The organism is Gordonia sp. BP-119, from assembly GCF_016924115.1.
Taxonomy (GTDB): Bacteria; Actinomycetota; Actinomycetes; order Mycobacteriales; family Mycobacteriaceae; genus Gordonia; species Gordonia hongkongensis.
In genome coordinates this window covers 1-17,321 of sequence record NZ_JAFFZF010000064.1, presented here as the reverse complement: position 1 = coordinate 17,321, position 17,321 = coordinate 1, and the positions used below count along the sequence as shown (strand labels likewise).

15 protein-coding genes and 2 pseudogenes are annotated in these 17,321 nt (G+C 67.0%); 7 read left to right on the top strand and 10 right to left on the bottom strand.

Annotated elements, in window-relative coordinates:
• Positions 1-211 (top strand): annotated as a pseudogene (locus tag JW364_RS22835) (IS110 family transposase); the annotation flags it as partial.
• Positions 212-452: 241 nt separating this feature from the next.
• Here the strand turns inward: JW364_RS22835 and JW364_RS24585 are convergent.
• Positions 453-1,363: pseudogene (locus tag JW364_RS24585) on the bottom strand (hotdog domain-containing protein).
• Between the two features lie 103 nt (positions 1,364-1,466).
• Between JW364_RS24585 and JW364_RS22825 the strand changes: the two are divergent.
• From JW364_RS22825 to JW364_RS22815, 3 genes are all read left to right on the top strand, one after another.
• Entirely contained in the window at positions 1,467-1,928 is a 462-nt protein-coding gene (locus JW364_RS22825) for a hypothetical protein (protein WP_205334412.1), read from the top strand.
• A 307-nt stretch (positions 1,929-2,235) separates the two neighbouring features.
• Positions 2,236-3,825: a fatty-acid--CoA ligase FadD1 gene (gene fadD1, locus JW364_RS22820; RefSeq protein ID WP_205334411.1), complete on the top strand. Its 1,590-nt coding sequence runs from the start codon at positions 2,236-2,238 to the stop codon at positions 3,823-3,825.
• Complete coding sequence (locus tag JW364_RS22815) at positions 3,822-4,955, top strand: TIGR03857 family LLM class F420-dependent oxidoreductase (RefSeq protein WP_068971219.1); 1,134 nt, start codon at positions 3,822-3,824, stop codon at positions 4,953-4,955. Before fadD1 ends, JW364_RS22815 begins: the two co-directional genes overlap by 4 nt.
• A gap of 3 nt (positions 4,956-4,958) precedes the next feature.
• Here the strand turns inward: JW364_RS22815 and JW364_RS22810 are convergent, their stop codons facing one another.
• Complete coding sequence (locus JW364_RS22810; protein WP_159371367.1) at positions 4,959-5,822, bottom strand: mycofactocin-coupled SDR family oxidoreductase; 864 nt, start codon at positions 5,820-5,822, stop codon at positions 4,959-4,961.
• Positions 5,823-6,071: 249 nt separating this feature from the next.
• On the opposite strand from JW364_RS22810, the gene JW364_RS22805 reads away from it, so the two are divergent.
• Complete coding sequence (locus JW364_RS22805; RefSeq protein WP_374100869.1) at positions 6,072-7,124, top strand: phosphotransferase family protein; 1,053 nt, start codon at positions 6,072-6,074, stop codon at positions 7,122-7,124.
• Between the two features lie 3 nt (positions 7,125-7,127).
• Entirely contained in the window at positions 7,128-8,126 is a 999-nt protein-coding gene (locus tag JW364_RS22800; RefSeq protein ID WP_205334410.1) for an NAD-dependent epimerase/dehydratase family protein, read from the top strand.
• A gap of 238 nt (positions 8,127-8,364) precedes the next feature.
• On the opposite strand, the gene JW364_RS22795 is transcribed toward JW364_RS22800, so the two are convergent.
• The 8 genes from JW364_RS22795 to JW364_RS22760 are packed head-to-tail and all read right to left on the bottom strand — an operon-like array spanning position 8,365 to position 15,337.
• Positions 8,365-9,273, bottom strand: a complete 909-nt coding sequence (locus JW364_RS22795; RefSeq protein WP_205334409.1) for an SDR family NAD(P)-dependent oxidoreductase — start codon at positions 9,271-9,273, stop codon at positions 8,365-8,367.
• Positions 9,270-10,538 carry a hypothetical protein gene (locus JW364_RS22790; protein ID WP_205334408.1) on the bottom strand — a complete coding sequence of 423 codons (1,269 nt, stop codon included), beginning with the start codon at positions 10,536-10,538 and terminating at the stop codon, positions 9,270-9,272. The genes JW364_RS22795 and JW364_RS22790 overlap by 4 nt, the downstream gene beginning before the upstream one ends.
• 6 nt (positions 10,539-10,544) lie before the next feature.
• Entirely contained in the window at positions 10,545-11,090 is a 546-nt protein-coding gene (locus tag JW364_RS22785; protein ID WP_078114131.1) for a hypothetical protein, read from the bottom strand.
• Between the two features lie 54 nt (positions 11,091-11,144).
• On the bottom strand, positions 11,145-11,336 hold the full coding sequence (locus JW364_RS22780; RefSeq protein ID WP_058252397.1) for a ferredoxin: 192 nt from the start codon (positions 11,334-11,336) through the stop codon (positions 11,145-11,147).
• Positions 11,336-12,703 carry a cytochrome P450 gene (locus tag JW364_RS22775; protein WP_078114117.1) on the bottom strand — a complete coding sequence of 456 codons (1,368 nt, stop codon included), beginning with the start codon at positions 12,701-12,703 and terminating at the stop codon, positions 11,336-11,338. Before JW364_RS22775 ends, JW364_RS22780 begins: the two co-directional genes overlap by 1 nt.
• Complete coding sequence (locus tag JW364_RS22770; RefSeq protein WP_205334407.1) at positions 12,700-13,512, bottom strand: SDR family oxidoreductase; 813 nt, start codon at positions 13,510-13,512, stop codon at positions 12,700-12,702. The genes JW364_RS22775 and JW364_RS22770 overlap by 4 nt, the downstream gene beginning before the upstream one ends.
• Positions 13,512-14,756: a cytochrome P450 gene (locus JW364_RS22765; RefSeq protein WP_065629687.1), complete on the bottom strand. Its 1,245-nt coding sequence runs from the start codon at positions 14,754-14,756 to the stop codon at positions 13,512-13,514. The genes JW364_RS22770 and JW364_RS22765 overlap by 1 nt, the downstream gene beginning before the upstream one ends.
• The gene (locus tag JW364_RS22760; RefSeq protein WP_033206302.1) at positions 14,756-15,337 is read right to left on the bottom strand and encodes a TetR/AcrR family transcriptional regulator; all 582 of its coding nucleotides are present in this window, start codon (positions 15,335-15,337) and stop codon (positions 14,756-14,758) included. Before JW364_RS22760 ends, JW364_RS22765 begins: the two co-directional genes overlap by 1 nt.
• 64 nt (positions 15,338-15,401) lie before the next feature.
• Here JW364_RS22760 and JW364_RS22755 point away from each other — a divergent pair, with 64 nt between their 5' ends.
• On the top strand, positions 15,402-16,868 hold the full coding sequence (locus JW364_RS22755; RefSeq protein ID WP_205334406.1) for an aldehyde dehydrogenase: 1,467 nt from the start codon (positions 15,402-15,404) through the stop codon (positions 16,866-16,868).
• The last annotated feature ends 453 nt before the right edge of the window (positions 16,869-17,321 follow it).

The window sequence follows — 17,321 nt, the reverse complement described above, 5'->3', positions numbered from 1 at the left end:
CGCGATCCACCGCATCGCGCTGACCCAGGCACGCATGCCCGACACCCTCGGCCACGCCTATTACGAGAAGAAGAAGGCCGAAAACAAGACCCCTCGCGAGGCGATGCGCTGCCTCAAACGCCGCCTCACCCGCGTCGTCTACAACCACCTCACCACCGACCACCACGCCCGCACCCGCAAAGCCGACAACCCAACACCCGCCGCCGCTTGACATAGGAGCTATGAGCCGGCACCGAGCGCAGCCGCCGGGCCGACCAAGCGACGAAGGAGCGCGTCGAGTCGAAGCCACTCGACAACCCGCGCCCCCACCGCTGGTTGAGCCGGCACCGAGCGGAGCGAGGCGCCGAGTCGAAGCCACTCGGCGACCCGAGCACACGAGGTGACCTCGACGGACGCAGCGACCTCCCTACGCTCGGTCGACGCAGCTCGGCCGGCTGACGGTCCAGCTGCGGTCAGCGGTAGTGGATGTCGACCGTGGCTCGGCTCAGCAGGACGTCATCGTAGGAGGTCATCGTCGCCTCGAAGGACGAGATGCGGCGGCCGAGTTTGATCGGCGTCACCTCGACCACCACTTCACTGCCGTCGACAGCAGGTGAACGGTAGAAACCGATCGCCATGTCCCCGATCGAGTACTCCTGCCCGGCCCCGGCATGCAGATGCCCGGCGAACGATGCCGCCTGGCCGGCGATGGTGGCGATGACGCCGCCGTGCATGGTGCCGAACATGTTGCCCATCCACGGTTCGGTGGCGCTGCGAAAGCGGATGCCGGACTCGCGGTCGGTGGTGCCGTCGATCACCTCGACGCGGCCGTTGAGCATGTCGGTGAGCGGGCCGGGTTCCCGCATCTTCGACGCGATCTCCTCGACCACGGCCCGCCCGGACAGCGCGGCGGGTATGGGCTCGGGCAGGACGGACCCGTCATCGTCGCTGCATCGCGGTGTCGCGACACCGATCTCGGCGGACGGGGTGGCGCCGGTCGGGGCACGCCGACCCGGACGTTGCGCGCGGTCCCGACGCAGCACAGGTCCCCGGTACCGGTGCGGATCTCGACCGACGTCGAGCCCCAGGCGTCGTCGTGCATGACCACCTCGGCCCGTGCGGCGACCAGGTCGCCCACTTCTGCGCGGCCGTGCGTGGACATCGTCAGGCGTGCCTGGAGGGTCGCCGCGGCGGGGTCGTCGTGGATGCGATGGAACGGGATACCACCGCAGTGATCGAACAGCACGGCGAGCGCCGGCAGCTCGATCACGCCCCGATGGTCGGCGAACCGCGGGCACAGCCGCTGCGAGGCCCGCACCCCCGACTCCGACACCGAGATGTCGCCGAGGTGGAACGCGGACAGGGGATCGTGCGGCTGGCTCATGAAATCTCTTGTATCAGCGATGTACCGCCGATCTCACAGTGGAGAGTCCAATCTCACTCCCGTAGTCTGGGTGCGTACGTGTCCAGAGTGACGGGAGAGACAGATGCGACGCACAACTGTGGCGACGATCGGGGCGATTGCGGCAGTGGGAGCGTTCGGCGTAGGAGCAGGCACCGCCTCCGCCGCACCCGCGGAACGACCCCTCAGCGTGAAGCAGGTCCCCAACGCCGGCGTCACCGTCGGCGCCAGCGGCATCACGGGCGGTTTCGTGGCGGGCATCCTCGCCTCGGCCACCGAACCCGGGGTCACGCTGATCACGCTCAACACGACGCCCACCGAGTCCTGCGCCACCAACCTGAAGGATGCGCGCGTCGGGATCACCTGGAAGAACACCTCGACCGGGGCGTCCGGCGACGAGGTCTTCGCCGCATGTGCGGACGGACGTCCGTCCGACGGGGTCGCCGTTGCGACCGGAGCGGGATCGGTCGAGTTCACCACGACGATCCTCGGCCAGGGCGACCAGACCTTCACGGTCGTCCCGGGCAGCGGATCGTTCACGCGCTGACGCCGAGCCGACCACAATACACTCCGCTGAGCGGGAGGGCGCGAGCCACCCACCCTGCTCCCTGATCTGAAAGAAGCCCGTAACCCGTGCTCCCTGAGGTGTGAGGAGCGCAAGCGACGAGCCTCGAAGGGCCGGCGAGACACGTTGTTACACCCTTCGTGGCTCGCTTCGCTCGCACCTCAGGGAGCATGGAGATCAGACGCTCACGAGTGTTCTTTCAAAGGTCACGGCGACCCCCTCCGGTACCGCAGTAGACAATCTCGCAAATCTGTATACACGTGCGGTGAACACGTTCTAGATTTGCCGCATGGCCGAGACAGTCACCCAGCTCCTGCAGGCACGCGCCGACGACGACAACCTCGCGATCACCTACGAGGGTCGGCAATGGACGTGGCGCGAGTACATTCGCAACGCCGAACGCGCCGCGTCGGCGATTCTCGGCATCGCCGACACCGAGCGTCCGCTACATGTGGGCGTGCTGCTCGGAAACACGCCGGACATGCTGATCGCCCTGGCCGCCGGCGCGCTGGGCGGTTACGTGACGGCGGGGATCAACAACACTCGCCGCGGTGAGGGTCTGGCGGCCGACATCGTGCGCGCGGACTGTCAGATCCTGCTCACCGACGCCGAGCACCGCCCTCTCCTCGATGGCTTGGAGCTACCCGGCGTGACGGTGCTGGACACCTCTACTCCGCAGTGGGCCGAGATGCTCTCCGGCGCCGCGGAGTTGACCCCGCATTCGGTACCCGGGGCGATGGACACGTTCATGCTGATCTTCACCTCGGGGACCAGTGGAAACCCCAAGCCGGTCCAGTTCGCGCACATGATGATGCCGTTCGCGGGTCCGGTGCTCGCCGACAAATACGACATCGGCCCCGGCGACGTCTGCTACCTGTCGATGCCCCTGTTCCACAGTGCCGCGCTCATGGGGGGTTACTGCGTCGCACTGTGCGGCGGTGCCGCGATCGCGCCCGCCAAGTTCTCCGCCTCGACCTTCCTGGCCGACATCCGCCGCTACAACGCGACGTACATGAACTACGTGGGCAAACCGCTCGCCTACATCCTGGCCACCGAGGAGAGGCCCGACGACGCCGACAATCCGCTCCGGGTGGCGTTCGGCAACGAGGCCACCGACCGCGACATCGACGATTTCTCGCGCCGGTTCGGTTGCACCGTCTGGGACGGCTTCGGTTCCACCGAGCTGGCGATCATCATCACCCGTGAGCCCGGCACGCCGCACGGTTCGATCGGCAAGGGTTTCCCGAACGTCGCCGTGTACAACTCGTCGACACTGACCGAATGCCCGCGTGCCGAATTCGACTCCAGCGGAGCGCTTATCAATGCCGACGACGCGATCGGCGAGCTGGTGAACATCGAGGGCGGCGGGATGTTCATGGGCTACTACAACGATTCCGACGCCACCAGCGAGCGTCTCCGCCACGGGATGTACTGGTCGGGCGACCTCGCGTACAAGGACGCCGACGACTGGATCTACCTCGCCGGCCGGACCGGCGACTGGATGCGCGTCGACGGCGAGAACCTCGCCGCCGGACCGATCGAACGGGTGCTGTTGCGCGTTCCCGAGATCAATCGCGTTGCCGTGTATGCCGTTCCGGACGACCACGTCGGCGATGCGGTGATGGCCGCCGTTGTCCTGCAGGACGGCGTCGAGCTGACCCCGGAGTCCTTCGCCGAACAGCTTGCCGCACAGGCCGACCTGTCGCCGAAAGCGTGGCCGACGTATGTCCGGATCGAGGACGACCTGCCCACGACCGCAACGAACAAGATCCTCAAGCGCACCCTGAAATCCGAGGGAGCCGTCCCCGGCACGGGCACACTCTGGGTGCGCGAGCCGCGGTCCCGCGTGTATCGACAAGCCGTCGCCGCACAGGCATGACCTCGACCGCGGCCACCATACCGACACCGGAATCCGTCCCTCAGCAAACGCTTCCGGAGATCGGCTACTACGCACTCTCGCGCCATCCGGTCGATCCCGCCGAACTCGCCGACGAAGCGGGGCTCGCCGACCGCGCGGGCTTCGGTGCCGCCTTCGTCTCCGAGCGGTTCAACGTGAAGGACGCGGCCGTACTCGCGGGCGGTCTCGCGGCGGCGAGTCGCCGGATGGGCGTCGCCACGGCCGCGACCAACCACAACACCCGTCACCCCATCATCACCGCGTCCATGGCCGCCACGTTGTCGACCATGACGGGTGGTCGCTTCGCGCTCGGCCTAGGTCGTGGATTCGCCGCACAGTGGCAGGTTCTCGGGGTTCCCGATGTCACGAGCGCCCAGCTCACCGACGCCGCCTCGGTGTTGCGCACCCTTTGGCGCGGCGAGATGATCCTGGGCCACGACGGCCCGCTCGGCACCTACGACTACCTCAACCTCGGTGTCGCGGTTCCACCGGTCCCCATCCTGCTCGTGACGATGTCGCCCAACACCTTACGTCTTGCCGGGCGCATCGCCGACGGTGTCGTCCTGCACACGTTCTTCTCCGACGAGGCCACCATCGCCGCGGTCGAGACCGTCCGGGCGGCGGCCGCCGAGGCCGGTCGGGACCCCGCTTCGGTGCGCATCTGGTCGGTACTGGCCACCGTGCCCGACCATCTCGATGATGACGACCGGTTGCGACGTCTGTACGGCCGGCTCGCGACCTATCTCCAGGGGTATCCGGACGTCCTGATGCGTGCCAACGGATGGCGTGGGGATGATCTCGAACGAATCAGAGACAGTCCGGCTTTCGCCGGCGCCCGCGGACCCATCGACGCCACCGCCACGGCCGACGAACTGGCCCGGCTCGCCGAGGTCATCCCGGCGTCGTGGGTCGCCGACAGCGCGGTCGGCAGTGCCGAACAGTGCGCGGCCGCCGTGGCGCGCCAGTTCGACCTGGGAGTCGACTCGGTCATCATGCACGGCGCCGCGCCGTCGGAACTGTTGTCGGTGCTGACGGCGTACCGGTCGATACGACCCGCCTTGCCGGCTCTGCCAGTGAACCCGGGTTCGGTTGCGGGACCACCGGTTCAGTGACCGTCAGTCGGGCACGCCGGGTGGCACCGAGTTCAGCAACGCGCCCGCCTCGACCCGGAGCTGTTGACCGGTCACGTACCGGGCAGCATCGGACACCAGGTAGAGGACCGCCTCGGTGACATCCTCCGGCGCGAGCAGGTCCACCGGCATCGCGTGCAACGACGCGAAGACGTCCTTGACGTCGTCGTAGACCGGCTTCTCGAGATCGGGTCGGAACAGCCGGTAGATCTCGTCGTGATGCACCATCGCGGTGTCGACGTTGCCGGGATGAATCGCGTTGACGCGAATACCTTTCGGCGCCAGGTGCCGGGCGAGGTCGTTGACGAGTCGCGCCACCGCTCGTTTCGAGTGGCCGTAACCGCCTGCACCCGGCCCGGCCTGCGCGGACTCGAACGACGGCATGAACGCGGCCATCGAACCGATGCAGACGATCGATGCACCCGCTTCGAGGTGCGGCAGAGACAACTCGAGGGTGTTGATCACCCCACCGAGATTCACCGACACCGTGTTCAGCCAGGTGACCGAGGGACTCTCGGGCCCGAGCGGGCTGATACCGGCGTTGGCCACGACGATGTCGAGTCTGCCGAACTGCGCCACCGCGTCGTCGATCGCGGCCTGCAGGGCGTCCCGGCTGCGGACGTCGGCGATCTTCGCGATCACCCAACTGTCCGTCGCGTCGACCATCTTCGCGGTCTGCTGCAGGTCGTCCGGCGTGCTCATGGCGTAATTGACCGTCGTGATCTGATCGCAGATGTCGATGGCGATGATGTCGGCGCCCTGCTCGGCCATCCGCACGGCGTGGCTGCGCCCCTGACCCCGTGCCGCGCCCGTCACGAGTGCGACCTTCCCGTCGAGTCTGGTACTCACTCGCGCTCTCCTCGTCCCGGCGGCCACGAGTCCGGACGCCGCGTCTCCGCGCAGCCTAGCCGACGGCCATCCTTCGTGTGGCGGAATGGATTTGCTGTTCGCAAGGTCGCCCGGCGTGGCCGGCCTGCACAGCTGCACACCGCCGCGCCGGTTCCCTGGACACCAGTCCAATTCCTCGGTAGTGTCCGATCAGCGGCCTGGGTGAGCCCGGTCACATCGGCCCGGCCCGCGCAGCTCGATCGAAAGGGCGTGCCCGTGCCGGACACCGTCGGAATCCCGACTTGCATAGACGAACTCACCCCGACGTGGTTGACCTCATTCCTCCGCTCTCACGGTCACGACGTCAGCGTAGAGTCGGTCAGTGCCGAACCGGTGGGAACCGGGCAGATGGCGGGTTCCTATCGCCTCCACCTCGGGCACGACAGCCCAGCGACGTTGCCCGACACCATGATCGCGAAGCTCGCGACCGGCTCACCGGACCAGCGCGAGTTCGGATCGGGGGTGTTCCGCAACGAGGTGCGCTTCTATCGCGACCTCGCCGCGTCGTTCACGGTGCCGATGCCCGACTGCTTCGCCGCGACCATCTCCGATCGCGGCACCGAGTTCGTACTCTTGCTGGAGGACATGGGCGCAGCCGTGCAGGGCGATCAGATCGCCGGCTGCACACCCGCGCAGGCCGAGGCGGTAGCCGTGGCGACTGCTGGTCTCCACGCTCCCCGGTGGAACGATCCGACCCTGCTGGCCGAGATGCCGTTGCCCACCGACGCCGACCGGGAGGTGATGGAGTCGATCCTCGCTCCGATGGCGGAGGTCTACCGCGAACGCTTCTCCCCTATCGGTCCGTCATCGGCAGCGGTCGACTGGCTCGTCCGTGAAGCCGGCCAGTGGCTGGTCGCCCCGCTGGACAATGCCACCCTGATCCATGGCGACCTCCGGGTCGACAACGTCCTGTTCGGCCCGTCCGGTGAGGTCACGGTGATCGACTGGCAGACGATCACCACCGGTAACCCGCTGCGCGACATCGCCTTCCTGCTGAGTACCAGTCTGACCACCGACGACCGGCGCCGGCACGAGCGCGGCATCGTCGCCTCGTATCATCGGGCGTTGGTCACCGCCGGCGTCGGCGACTACACGCTCGACGACTGCTGGGACGACTACGTCGGCAACCTCATCCAGGCGCCGCTGATCATCGTGTTCGGCTCCGCTGCTGCACAACCCACCGAGCGTGGCAACGCGATGTTCGATGCGATGCTGTCCCGCAGTGCAGCCGCGATCGACGATCTCGCACCCGGAGGGCTGTGAACCGTGCCGTCACTGGTCATCGGGGGCAACGGGTTTCTCGGTTCTCATCTCGTTCGGCAGCTCGTGGACGCGGGCGAGGAGGTGCGGGTGTTCACCCGGCCCACGAGTGGCCTCCGGACCCTGGCCGGTCTCGGCGTCGATCACGTGACGGGCGATCTCTTCGACGCCGACGCCGTCGCGCGGGCGATGACCGGTTGCGACGTGGTGTTCCACTGCGCGGTCGACACGCGCGCCTGGTTGCGCGATCCGGCACCGCTGTACCGGACGAACGTCGAGGCCCTGCGTTCGGTGCTCGACGTCGCAGCCCGGATGCCACTGCGGAAGTTCGTGTTCACCAGCACCGCGGCGACCATCGGGCGGGTGAACGGCCGTCGGGCGACGGAGGACGATGTGTTCAACTGGGCCGCGCGGGCTCCCGCTTATGTGCGCAGTCGCGTGGCCGCCGAGGACCTGGTGCTGCGTCGAGCGCAGGACGACGCGGTACCCGCCCTCGCGATGTGCGTCGCCAACACCTACGGACCCGGCGACTGGCAACCAACTCCCCACGGCGCATTCGTTGCCGGTGCGGCGCTGGGCAAGTTGCCGTTCACCGTCCGCGGCTGTCGCGCCGAGTCGGTCGGCATCGACGACGCCGCGCAGGCGCTGCTCCTCGCGGCGGACCGCGGCGAGGTCGGCGAACGCTACATCGTCTCCGAGCGGTCCATCGACACCGGTGAGATCGTGGCCATCGCCGCCGCGACCGCGGATCGTCAGCCCCCGCGCGTCGTTCTCGACCGCGCTGCGCTGTACACCTTCGGGGCGGTGGGTTCCGCCCGTGGGGCGCTGACGCGCAAGCCGGTGCAGTTGACGATCCCCTCGGTCCGGTTGATGCACTTCATGTCCGAGATGGACCACGGCAAGGCCGAACGCGACCTCGGATGGCATCCACGCCCGGTGACCGAGGCCATCGCCGACGGTGCCCGCTTCTGGCTCGAACGACGCGCCGCCCGCCGCGCTGGTTGAGCCGACACAACCACCTCGCTGGTTGAGCCGGCACCGAGCCGCTTCCGCCCTGCTAAATTTAGCCGGCACCGAGCCACCGCTGCTGATCGAGCGCCCCCCGCTGGTTGAGCCGGCTCCGAGCGCAGCGAGGCGCCGAGTCGAAGCCACCTGGTGACCTCGACAGGCTCGGCCGGCGCGGGGAGACGCACCCCGGTATGCGCGGCATGGCGGGCGATGCGAGTGGCTGAATTCTCTGAACTCAGGGAGCCGCCGGCCCGGCCAGGATGCCGGCGAGTTCGTCAAGGCTGTAGGGCGAGGTGCCCTTGTGGTCGCGGTAAGCGACGAAACTCGCCTGCTGCGACTCGAACCGGCCGATGAATCCACCGGCAGCGCTGAAGATCTCGCCGGTGATGTGCTCGGCCGCGTCACTGGCCAGGAACACGTACAGCGGGGCGACGTACTCGGGCGGGGCGGGATCGAGCGCCGCGTCACGCGTGGGGTCGTCGAGGATTCCGCGACGATGGAGTCCCTCGATGTGGGCGACGTAGTCGTCGCCGGAGGACAGCCTCGACTTCGCTCCCGGCATCACCACATTGACGCGTACGTGTTGATCCCGGAGGTCCGCGGCCGCGGCGAGGGCGAGTGCGTTGACGCCGCCCTTCGCCGCGGGATAGCCGCTGCCGCCGAACATTCCGAGCGAGGCGGCCGAACCGGTGAGCACGACCGAACCCGACCCTTGTTCGACGAACACCCTCCCCGCAGCCTGTAGGAGGTGGAAGGCGCTCATCAGATGGGCGTCGATCTGCTCGCGGAACTCGTCGGGAGCGATCGTCAGCACCGTCGAACCGGGAGGTTCGGCGATGCCGGCGCAGTTGATGGCGATGTCGAGGGCACCGAATTCCGCCAGCGCCGCCTCGACCATCGCCTGCGCCACTCCGTCGTCGCCCGCGGACCCGCGAACGCCCACGGCATATCCGCCGCCGCCGCGGATCTCGGCGACGGTGTCGTCGACGGCCTGTCCGTCGCGACCGTTGACGACGACCGAGACCCCCTGTCCGGCCAGCGCATACGAGACGGCCAGTCCGATACCGCGGGTCGCGCCCGCGACCACGGCGACCCGGCCCCCCAGACCCGCGCCGCCGGGTGACCAGCCGCCGCCCGACGTCACGCCGAGCTACCCACCGGCGTGATCGGGATCGACCGCCCGCGGTCGACGAATTCGAAACTCGCACCCCCGCTGAAGCGTGCGACGGCCACCTCGCCGTACTCCTTCTGCGGCGTGTCCGCCTTGGTGATGCGGACGACGAGATCGCCGTCGGCCTCGGTCGCGTCCGCGACGACGAGATACGGATCGACGGCGGTCGCCGCCGCCTGCATCGGTTCGACGTGGTCGGCATCGAGGATCGACGTCCAACCGCCGTCGGTCATCGCATCGGACTCCCGGGGGATTCGGACGGTGACCGTGTCCCCGTCGGCCTCTGCGGTGAGTCCCGTGTACTGGGTCGGACCGAAACACGGATGCAGGGCGAGCACCTGGGCGAGACCTGCGGCGTCGGCGGACAGATCGAGCGCGACGCGAATCCGGTCGGCAGCGAGTCCGGCGATGCCGATCAGCTGCTTGCGGAAGATCTCGGTGGTCTGCGCCTCGCTCTCGGCATACCTGCGGAGGCTGACGAGGAAGCCCAGCGACAGCAACTGGTGTTGCAGCGCAACCTCTTCGGCGACCCGCACCAGAGCCGACGTCGACCACTCCGCGAACTGCAGATCCTCGACGAGCGGGCCGCGGTAGTCGACCCAGCCGTCGGTCTCCGTGGTGTCGATGGCAGACAGGACGAGTTGACCGGCCCGCGTCTCGAACATGTCGACCGAATCCGGTGGCAGCGGCAGCTCGTCTCGATCCGGTTCGATCGTGACCGTCCACTCGCAGTGCGGCGTGCGATCGACCGGCCGACGCGGGGGGCGATGAACCGGACGGATTCGGGCGCGCCGGTTGGTCGCGATCGCCGTCGCATCGAAGGTGGGGTCCTCGATGTCGTGGCACATGGTCGTCACGTAGTCGTCGCCGAGGGGTTCGACGTCGAGCAGCGCGCCGCAGTGATCGAGCACGAACGACCCGTGGTATTCGTCGTCGATGCGGTATCGGAAGTCCATGAACTGGGGTGGCGCACCGATGTCGAGTTGCAGACACTTGAACATGTCCTCGACACCGTCGCCCTCGATACCCAGGGCGGTGCGCATGCGATGCGTGTAGACCGGACTCGCGGCCATCCACTCTTCGATGGCAACCTTGCCCATCACGTCCCGGCCGAAGGCGCTGATGAGATGCGCCATCCCGCTGCGGTCGATCATCTGACCCGACAGCAGCAGTTCCGGTACGAGCACGGCGAGCTGATCCTGACTCAGACCTTGGTAGGTCGGGGCTGTGGAAGTCATGTCAGTTCACCAGAACGCGACCGGAGCCTTGCCGAAGTCGTACCAACCCGGCAGATTTCCCGGCGCCGACTTCTCCACACGCTTGAGCATCGGCTCGCTCATCGCGTTGTTCTTCATCATCTCGATGAAGAGCGCCGAGACGTTGCCGTAGTCGAAGAAGTCACGCTGCCAACGGAACTGGAAGTTTCCGCCGTACTTGAACCAGCTACCCTGGATGCCCTCGAGGGCGTAGTGGCTGCCGTCGTCGCGTGTGCCCTCGTAGATCTGCTTCCACAGTCCGATCATGTCGCCGGTCTGGTCATCGATGACCCAGGCCTGGTACGGGTACTCCCACCCCTGCAGACCCTCCATCTCCTGTCCGAGGGCGAGCTCGCGGATCTCCTCGCGGCCGACGGCCATGAAATCCTTGTTGGGGCCATAGTTCCACCCGTAGGTGGCATCCTCGGTGTAGAAATCGGCCAGGGGCTTCCAGTCCCCCGCCTTTTCGGCCTCGATGTTGGCGGCGAGCCACCGCTCCTTCATCTCGTCGAGTTCGGCACGGTCAAAAGACATGTTTTCCACCTTTATTCGATCGTTCGGGTCTTGCGTGGGCGACGTGGTCGGAGCTCAGTCCTCGATGATCCGAAGGGCCTGAGTCGGGCAGTAGTGCACGCCGGCCTCGACCTCGGCGCGCTGGGATTCGTCGGGGGTCGCGTCGAGGATCTCCACATGATCGGTGTGCGCGGCGAAGACCTCGGGCGCCTCGAGCTCACACATCCCATGTCCCTGGCAGAGGTCCAGGTCCACCTCGACGCGCATCACGCGTCCTGACGCTTGCGGTAGGCGACGCGGCAGGGTTGCTGCAGCTGGACCACCATCTTCGAGTGGTCGTTGCGGTAGCTCTCCGGCGGCTGCAACATCTCGAACTCGTAGTTCTGGAAGAGCACCGAGAAGATGGCCTTCAGTTGCATGATCGCGAATTGCGCACCGACGCAACGGTGACGACCGGCGCCGAAGGGGATCCAGGTCCAGCGATTGACCAGATCCTCCTGCCGCGGTTTGTCGTAACGGTCGGGGTCGAAGGTGTCCGCCTCGGGGAAGTCCTCGGGCAGCCGGTTGGAGATCGCCGGCGAGACGGCGATCGACTGCCCGGCCTTCACCTCGAAGTCCTCGACGTGAAAGTCGTTCTGCACTACGCGCATGAGGATGATGAGCGGCGGGTGCAGCCGCAGCGCTTCTTTGAGCGCGTTCTCGAGCTGTGGCATCTGACGGGTGTGCGCAAAGGTGTATTCCGGGCGCTCGCCGGGCGGGGTCTCGCCGTAGATCTCGTCGAGCTCCTCGTACACGCGTTGCATGTAGTCGGGGTTGCGCAGCAGTTCGATGAGGGTCCACGCGGCGGTGCCCGACGTCGTGTGGTGGCCCGCGAACATCATCGAGATGAACATGCCGGTGATGGTGTTGGCGTCGAATCCGACCTGGACGAGGACGTCCATCAGGTCGCGATCTTCCTTGTCCTCGGTCGGATTCGCGATCCGTTCGTCCATCACGCCCTGGATGAACTCGACCAGTTCGGCCCGGGCCTCGTCGCGCTTGCGGAAGCTCTCGATGTCGGCGTTGTAGTCAACGTAGGCGATCGGGTCCGTGCCCTTCTCGAGATCGTGGAACAGGTGGGCGATGTGCCCGTTGAGCCGCTCCCGGAACTTCCGCCCGATGAGGCACGACGACGACGTGTAGAGGGTCAGCTCGGCGAAGAAGTCCAGCAGATCGATCTCGCCCTCGTCCCCCCAGTCGGCGATGATCCGCTCGACCTCGTTGGGGATGGTCACCGCGTGCTGCTTCATGTGCGCGCCCTTGAGCGCCGAGTTGTGGATCGCCTTGGACCGCTCCTCTGGACTCGTGTCGAACACGACGCCCTCGCCGAAGACCGGTGTCATGAACGGGTAGGCGGCGGCCTGGTCGAGGTCCTCCTCGGGGGCGCGGAAAAATTCCTCGTTCGCGGCCGATCCGGAGACGAGAACAACCTCACGGTCGGCGAGTTGGAACATGCCGACGTCCCCGCATTCCTCCCGCACGCGCCAGAACAGTGCGAGCGGATCGGTGGCGAGTTCGTCGAGATGTCCGTGTTCGCCCTCGCCACCCGAGACGCGATTCGGTTGTTTCAGGCCTGATTCGGTGATGGCGGTCATCCATCCGTCCCCTTCTCCTGTGCTGCCTGTCGTTTCTTGTCGCTGACTGCGCCTTCGGCCTCCACCTCGACCGACCGCATGTGCGCACCGCGAGGCATGGTCACCATGGCGGCGACGGCCTGCGCGATGTGTTCGGGCGAGAGGAAGTTGCCATGACGGGCCAGACCGTGTGTGATCCAGTCGTTCAGCATGTTCTCGGTCGTCTTCGGGTCGAGGTTCATCCCCATGCCGGTGAGTGTCTGCCCGGGCCGCACGACTCCCGCACGGACACCGGTTCCCTCGAGCTCGAGCTGAATGGTCGCCACCAGCCCATCGATGCCGGACTTGGCTGCGACGTACGCCGACGACCAGGGCCGCGGATGTATCGCCACATCGGAACCGATGAACACGAAATCACCGCGGGCTCGGTCGATCATGCCGCCGATCACCGCGCGGTAGATCCGGTAGGCGCCGGTGAGATGGATGTTGATCTGATCCGCGAAATGGCCGGTATCGGTCTCATAAGATAGTCCGACTGCGAGATCGCCCGCACCGGCGACGACGATCTCCAACGGTCCGAGAGCAGCTTCGGCCTTCGCCACGCAGTCGAGCACGGATTGCTCGTCGGTGACGTCCAACGGTACCGCGACGGCTTCGCCGCCGGCGGCCGCGATCTTGTCGGCGAGTTCCTGTAGCTTCTCCACCCGGCGGGCGGCCAGGGCGACGGGATGGCCCGCAGCGGAGAGGAATTCGGCCGTGGCGGCGCCGATTCCCGACGACGCACCCGCGACGAGGACCGGTCGGCGCTCGGGATGAGGACGGAAAGCCATCAGCGCACCGTCACCTTCACCGGGAGCTCGGCGAAGCCGCGCACATTCACCGAGTGGACCCGTACCGCCTTGTCGGCATCGATCTCCACTGCCCGGATCGACTTGATCACCTCGGTCAGGCCGATGTTGGCCTCGAGGCGCGCGAGGTGCGCCCCGAGGCAGAAGTGGGCGCCCAGGCCGAAACTCATCAGGGACTGGGCGCAGTCGCGGCCGATCTCGTACCGGTCGGCGTCGGCGCCGAACACCTCGACGTCGCGGTTCGCCGAACCGACGAGCAGGAGTACGCGCTCGCCCGCCGGGATCACGAAGTCGCCATAAGGGGCATCCTCGATCACCCGCCGCACGACGATCTGCGTCGAGTTGTCGTAGCGCAGCGTCTCCTCGGTCCAGTCCGGGACGACGACTTCCGGGTCGGCGAAGACCTTGGCGAGCTCGTCCGGATTGCGCCAGCCCCAATACAGGGCGTTGGCAAGCAGTTTGGTGGTGGTCTCGTTGCCCGCCACCACCATCAGAACCATGAACCCGACGATCTCGTCCTCGGTGAGCTTCGTCTTCTCACCGGTCTCGTCGTCGTCGATCTCGGCCGCGATGAGGGCCGAGACCAGATCCTCGCCGGGGTTCTTGCGACGGTCGGCGATGAGCTCCGAATAGTACTTGTGCAGTTCGATGTACGCGTACACCGCCGCCTCGGGAAGGTCGAGGTCGCCGTCCTCGCGATGCAACAGCAGGTCGGACTGGTGGCGCAGCCGGGTGCGATCGGCTTCGGGCACTCCCAGCAGTTCGGACACGACGTCCATCGGGAGCAAGGCGGCGAAGTCGTGCACGAAGTCGAATTCGCCCTTGTCGAGACATCTGCTCCAATGCTGATGGGTGAGGGCGGTGATCCTGCCGGTGAGTTCGTTGACGCGGCGAGGCGTGAAGCCCTTGGAGACCAGTTTGCGGATACGCATGTGCTTGGGGTCGTCCATGGCGAGGAACGACATCGACTTGTGCGCGTCGGGACCGTACGCCGACGGGTCCATCGACACGCCCCAGCTGTTCGAGAGTCGTTGTGTGTCACGGAATGCGGCACGGACGTCGGCGTGTCCGGCGAGCGCCCAGAAGTTCATCCCGCCGTGGTAGTAGACCGGCGCCTCCGCGCGGAGACGGGAATAGGTCGGGTAGGGATCCTCGTGGAAATCATAGGCATACGGGTCGAAGGGGAGCTCGTGCTCCATCCCCGACACCGCCGTCGTTTCGGTCATCACTTCTCCATCAGTAGATGTGCGGCTGCGACAAGACGTTCGGAGGTCTGCTCGTAGGTCATGTGCCCCATACCGGCATAGACCAGGCCGCCGGAGTAGATCATCTCCAGGGCGTCGAGCAGCGGGCCCGGGTTTTCCGGGTCCTCTTCGAGGGCGGCGGCGAGACGACGCCGGATGAATGCGCCGATCCGCACGCGCAGGTGTTCGACGTCGGGGTCACTGCCCAGCAGGGCCACCGTGACCGCACCACCCAGCTGCCCCTCGCCGGCCACGACCAGCGCGACCTCGCGGAGCACCTGCGCGACGCGCTCACTCCGCGGTGCACCGGGATCCGGTTCGAGCACCCCGGCCGAGAGGCGACGCCAGAACACCTCGGCGACGAGGTGACTCTTCGACGAGAAGTAGGTGTAGGCGGTAGCCGGCGCGACCCCGGCGATCTTGGCCACCGACCGCACGGTCAGACCGTCGAAACCCTCGGCGTTCAGCACGTCGACCGCGGCATCGGTGAGACGTGTGACCGTCTCCGCCTGCTGCTGGGTCAGCCTGCGACGAGTGGATTCCTGAGACACGGGGCTGGACATGTGAGCCACGCTACACTATGTTTGAACGCGAGTCCAGACACCTGTCCAGATGGAGTTCCAGCTCATGCCTCTTCGCCCCGAATCCGCGTCGGATCTGTTGATCGACGGCAAGCTCACCCCCGGGAGCGGTGGCGTCTTCGACGTCGTCAATCCCGCGACCGAGGAGGTCATCGGGCAGGCGGCCGACGCCACCGCGGCCGACATGGATGCCGCCATCGCCGCCGCTCGCACCGCCTTCGACACCACCGACTGGTCGCGCGATCACGCCTTCCGCGCTCGCTGCCTGCGTCAACTGCGCGACGCACTGCTCGCCCACGGCGACGAGTTCCGAGAGCTCACCATCGCCGAGGTCGGGTGCCCGTCGTTCCTCACCCACGGCCCGCAGTTCGAGGGACCCGTCACCGATCTCGGCTACTTCGCCGACCTCGCCGAGAGCTATGAGTGGACTCGCGACCTCGGCACCGCGAAACCCATGGGACTGAAGAACCACCGTGAGCTGCGCTCGGAGGCGGTCGGCGTCGTCGGCGCGATCACCCCGTGGAACTTCCCGCACCAGATCAATTTCGCCAAGATCGGACCCGCCCTCGCCGCCGGGTGCACGGTGGTGCTCAAGCCCGCGCCCGACACCCCGTGGTGTGCGGCGCTCGTCGGCAAGGTGGTCGCCGAGGAGACGGACTTCCCGCCGGGCGTCCTCAACATCGTCACCTCGACCGACCATCAGCTCGGCGCCCAGCTCAGCACCGACCCGCGCGTCGACCTCGTGTCGTTCACCGGATCCACCGCCACGGGGAAGAAGGTGATGGCCGCCGCCTCCGAGTCGCTCAAGAAGGTGTTCCTGGAACTGGGCGGTAAGTCGGCATTCATCGTGCTCGACGACGCCGACATCGGATCCGCATGCGCCATGGCCGCGTTCAACGTCGTCACCCACGCCGGTCAGGGGTGCGCGATCACGACGCGTCTCGTGGTTCCGCGCGAGCGCCTCGACGAAGCGATCACCGCCACCCGCGACGCGATGGCGGGCCTGCCCGCCGGGGACCCGACCGACGGCGGCACCATCTGCGGACCGGTCATCTCAGCCCGGCAGCGCCAGCGCATCGAGTCCTACATCGAACTCGCCACCAGTGAGGGCGGAACCATCGAGATCGGTGGCGGCCGTCCCGCCGACAGGCCCGCCGGTTTCTTCGTCGAACCGACCCTGATCTCGGGTCTGGACAACTCGGCGCGGGTGGCGCAGGAGGAGATCTTCGGCCCGGTGCTCGTGATCATCCCCCACGACGGCGACGACGACGCGATCCGCATCGCCAACGACTCGCCGTACGGGTTGTCGGGCATGGTCTACGGGACCGATGAGGACCGGATCGACAAGGTCGTCAACGGAGTTCGCACCGGGACGATGGGCGTCAACGGCGGCATCTGGTATTCCGCCGACGTCCCGTTCGGCGGTTTCAAACAGTCGGGCATCGGCCGCGAGATGGGTGTCGCCGGTTTCGAGGAGTACCTGGAGACCAAGGCCGTCGCCCGCCCGGCGTGACCCTTCGAGGCTCGTCGACCTCGACGCGCTCCTTCGTCGCTTGCTCGGCCCGGCGGCTATCGCTCCTCGCACCTCAGGGAGCAAAAGCCTCGCGCTATCGCTCCTCGCACCTAGTAATAGCTGGAAGGGCTTTGGTAACTGGGACATCCTCCTGATGTGGTCATAAGGGGCTTGGTTATCCCAACCACAAAAGGAGGATGTCAATGTCTAAGGCTAGTCGTTTGAGTCGAGGTGACAAGCGTCGGAACGATCGGTTGACCCGGTTCCGGGGGATCGTGCGCCGCGACCACGCGGTCGCAGCGATCGATCTGGCATCGAACAAACAAGTCGTCGCGGTGGTCGATCACGACTCCCGCATCGTGGCGCGCCGCACGTTTCACTGCGCGCCACCACAGTTGGCCACCGCGATCGAGTGGAGCCGTACCGCCGCTGCTGCTGCGGGGTTTGCCGGCA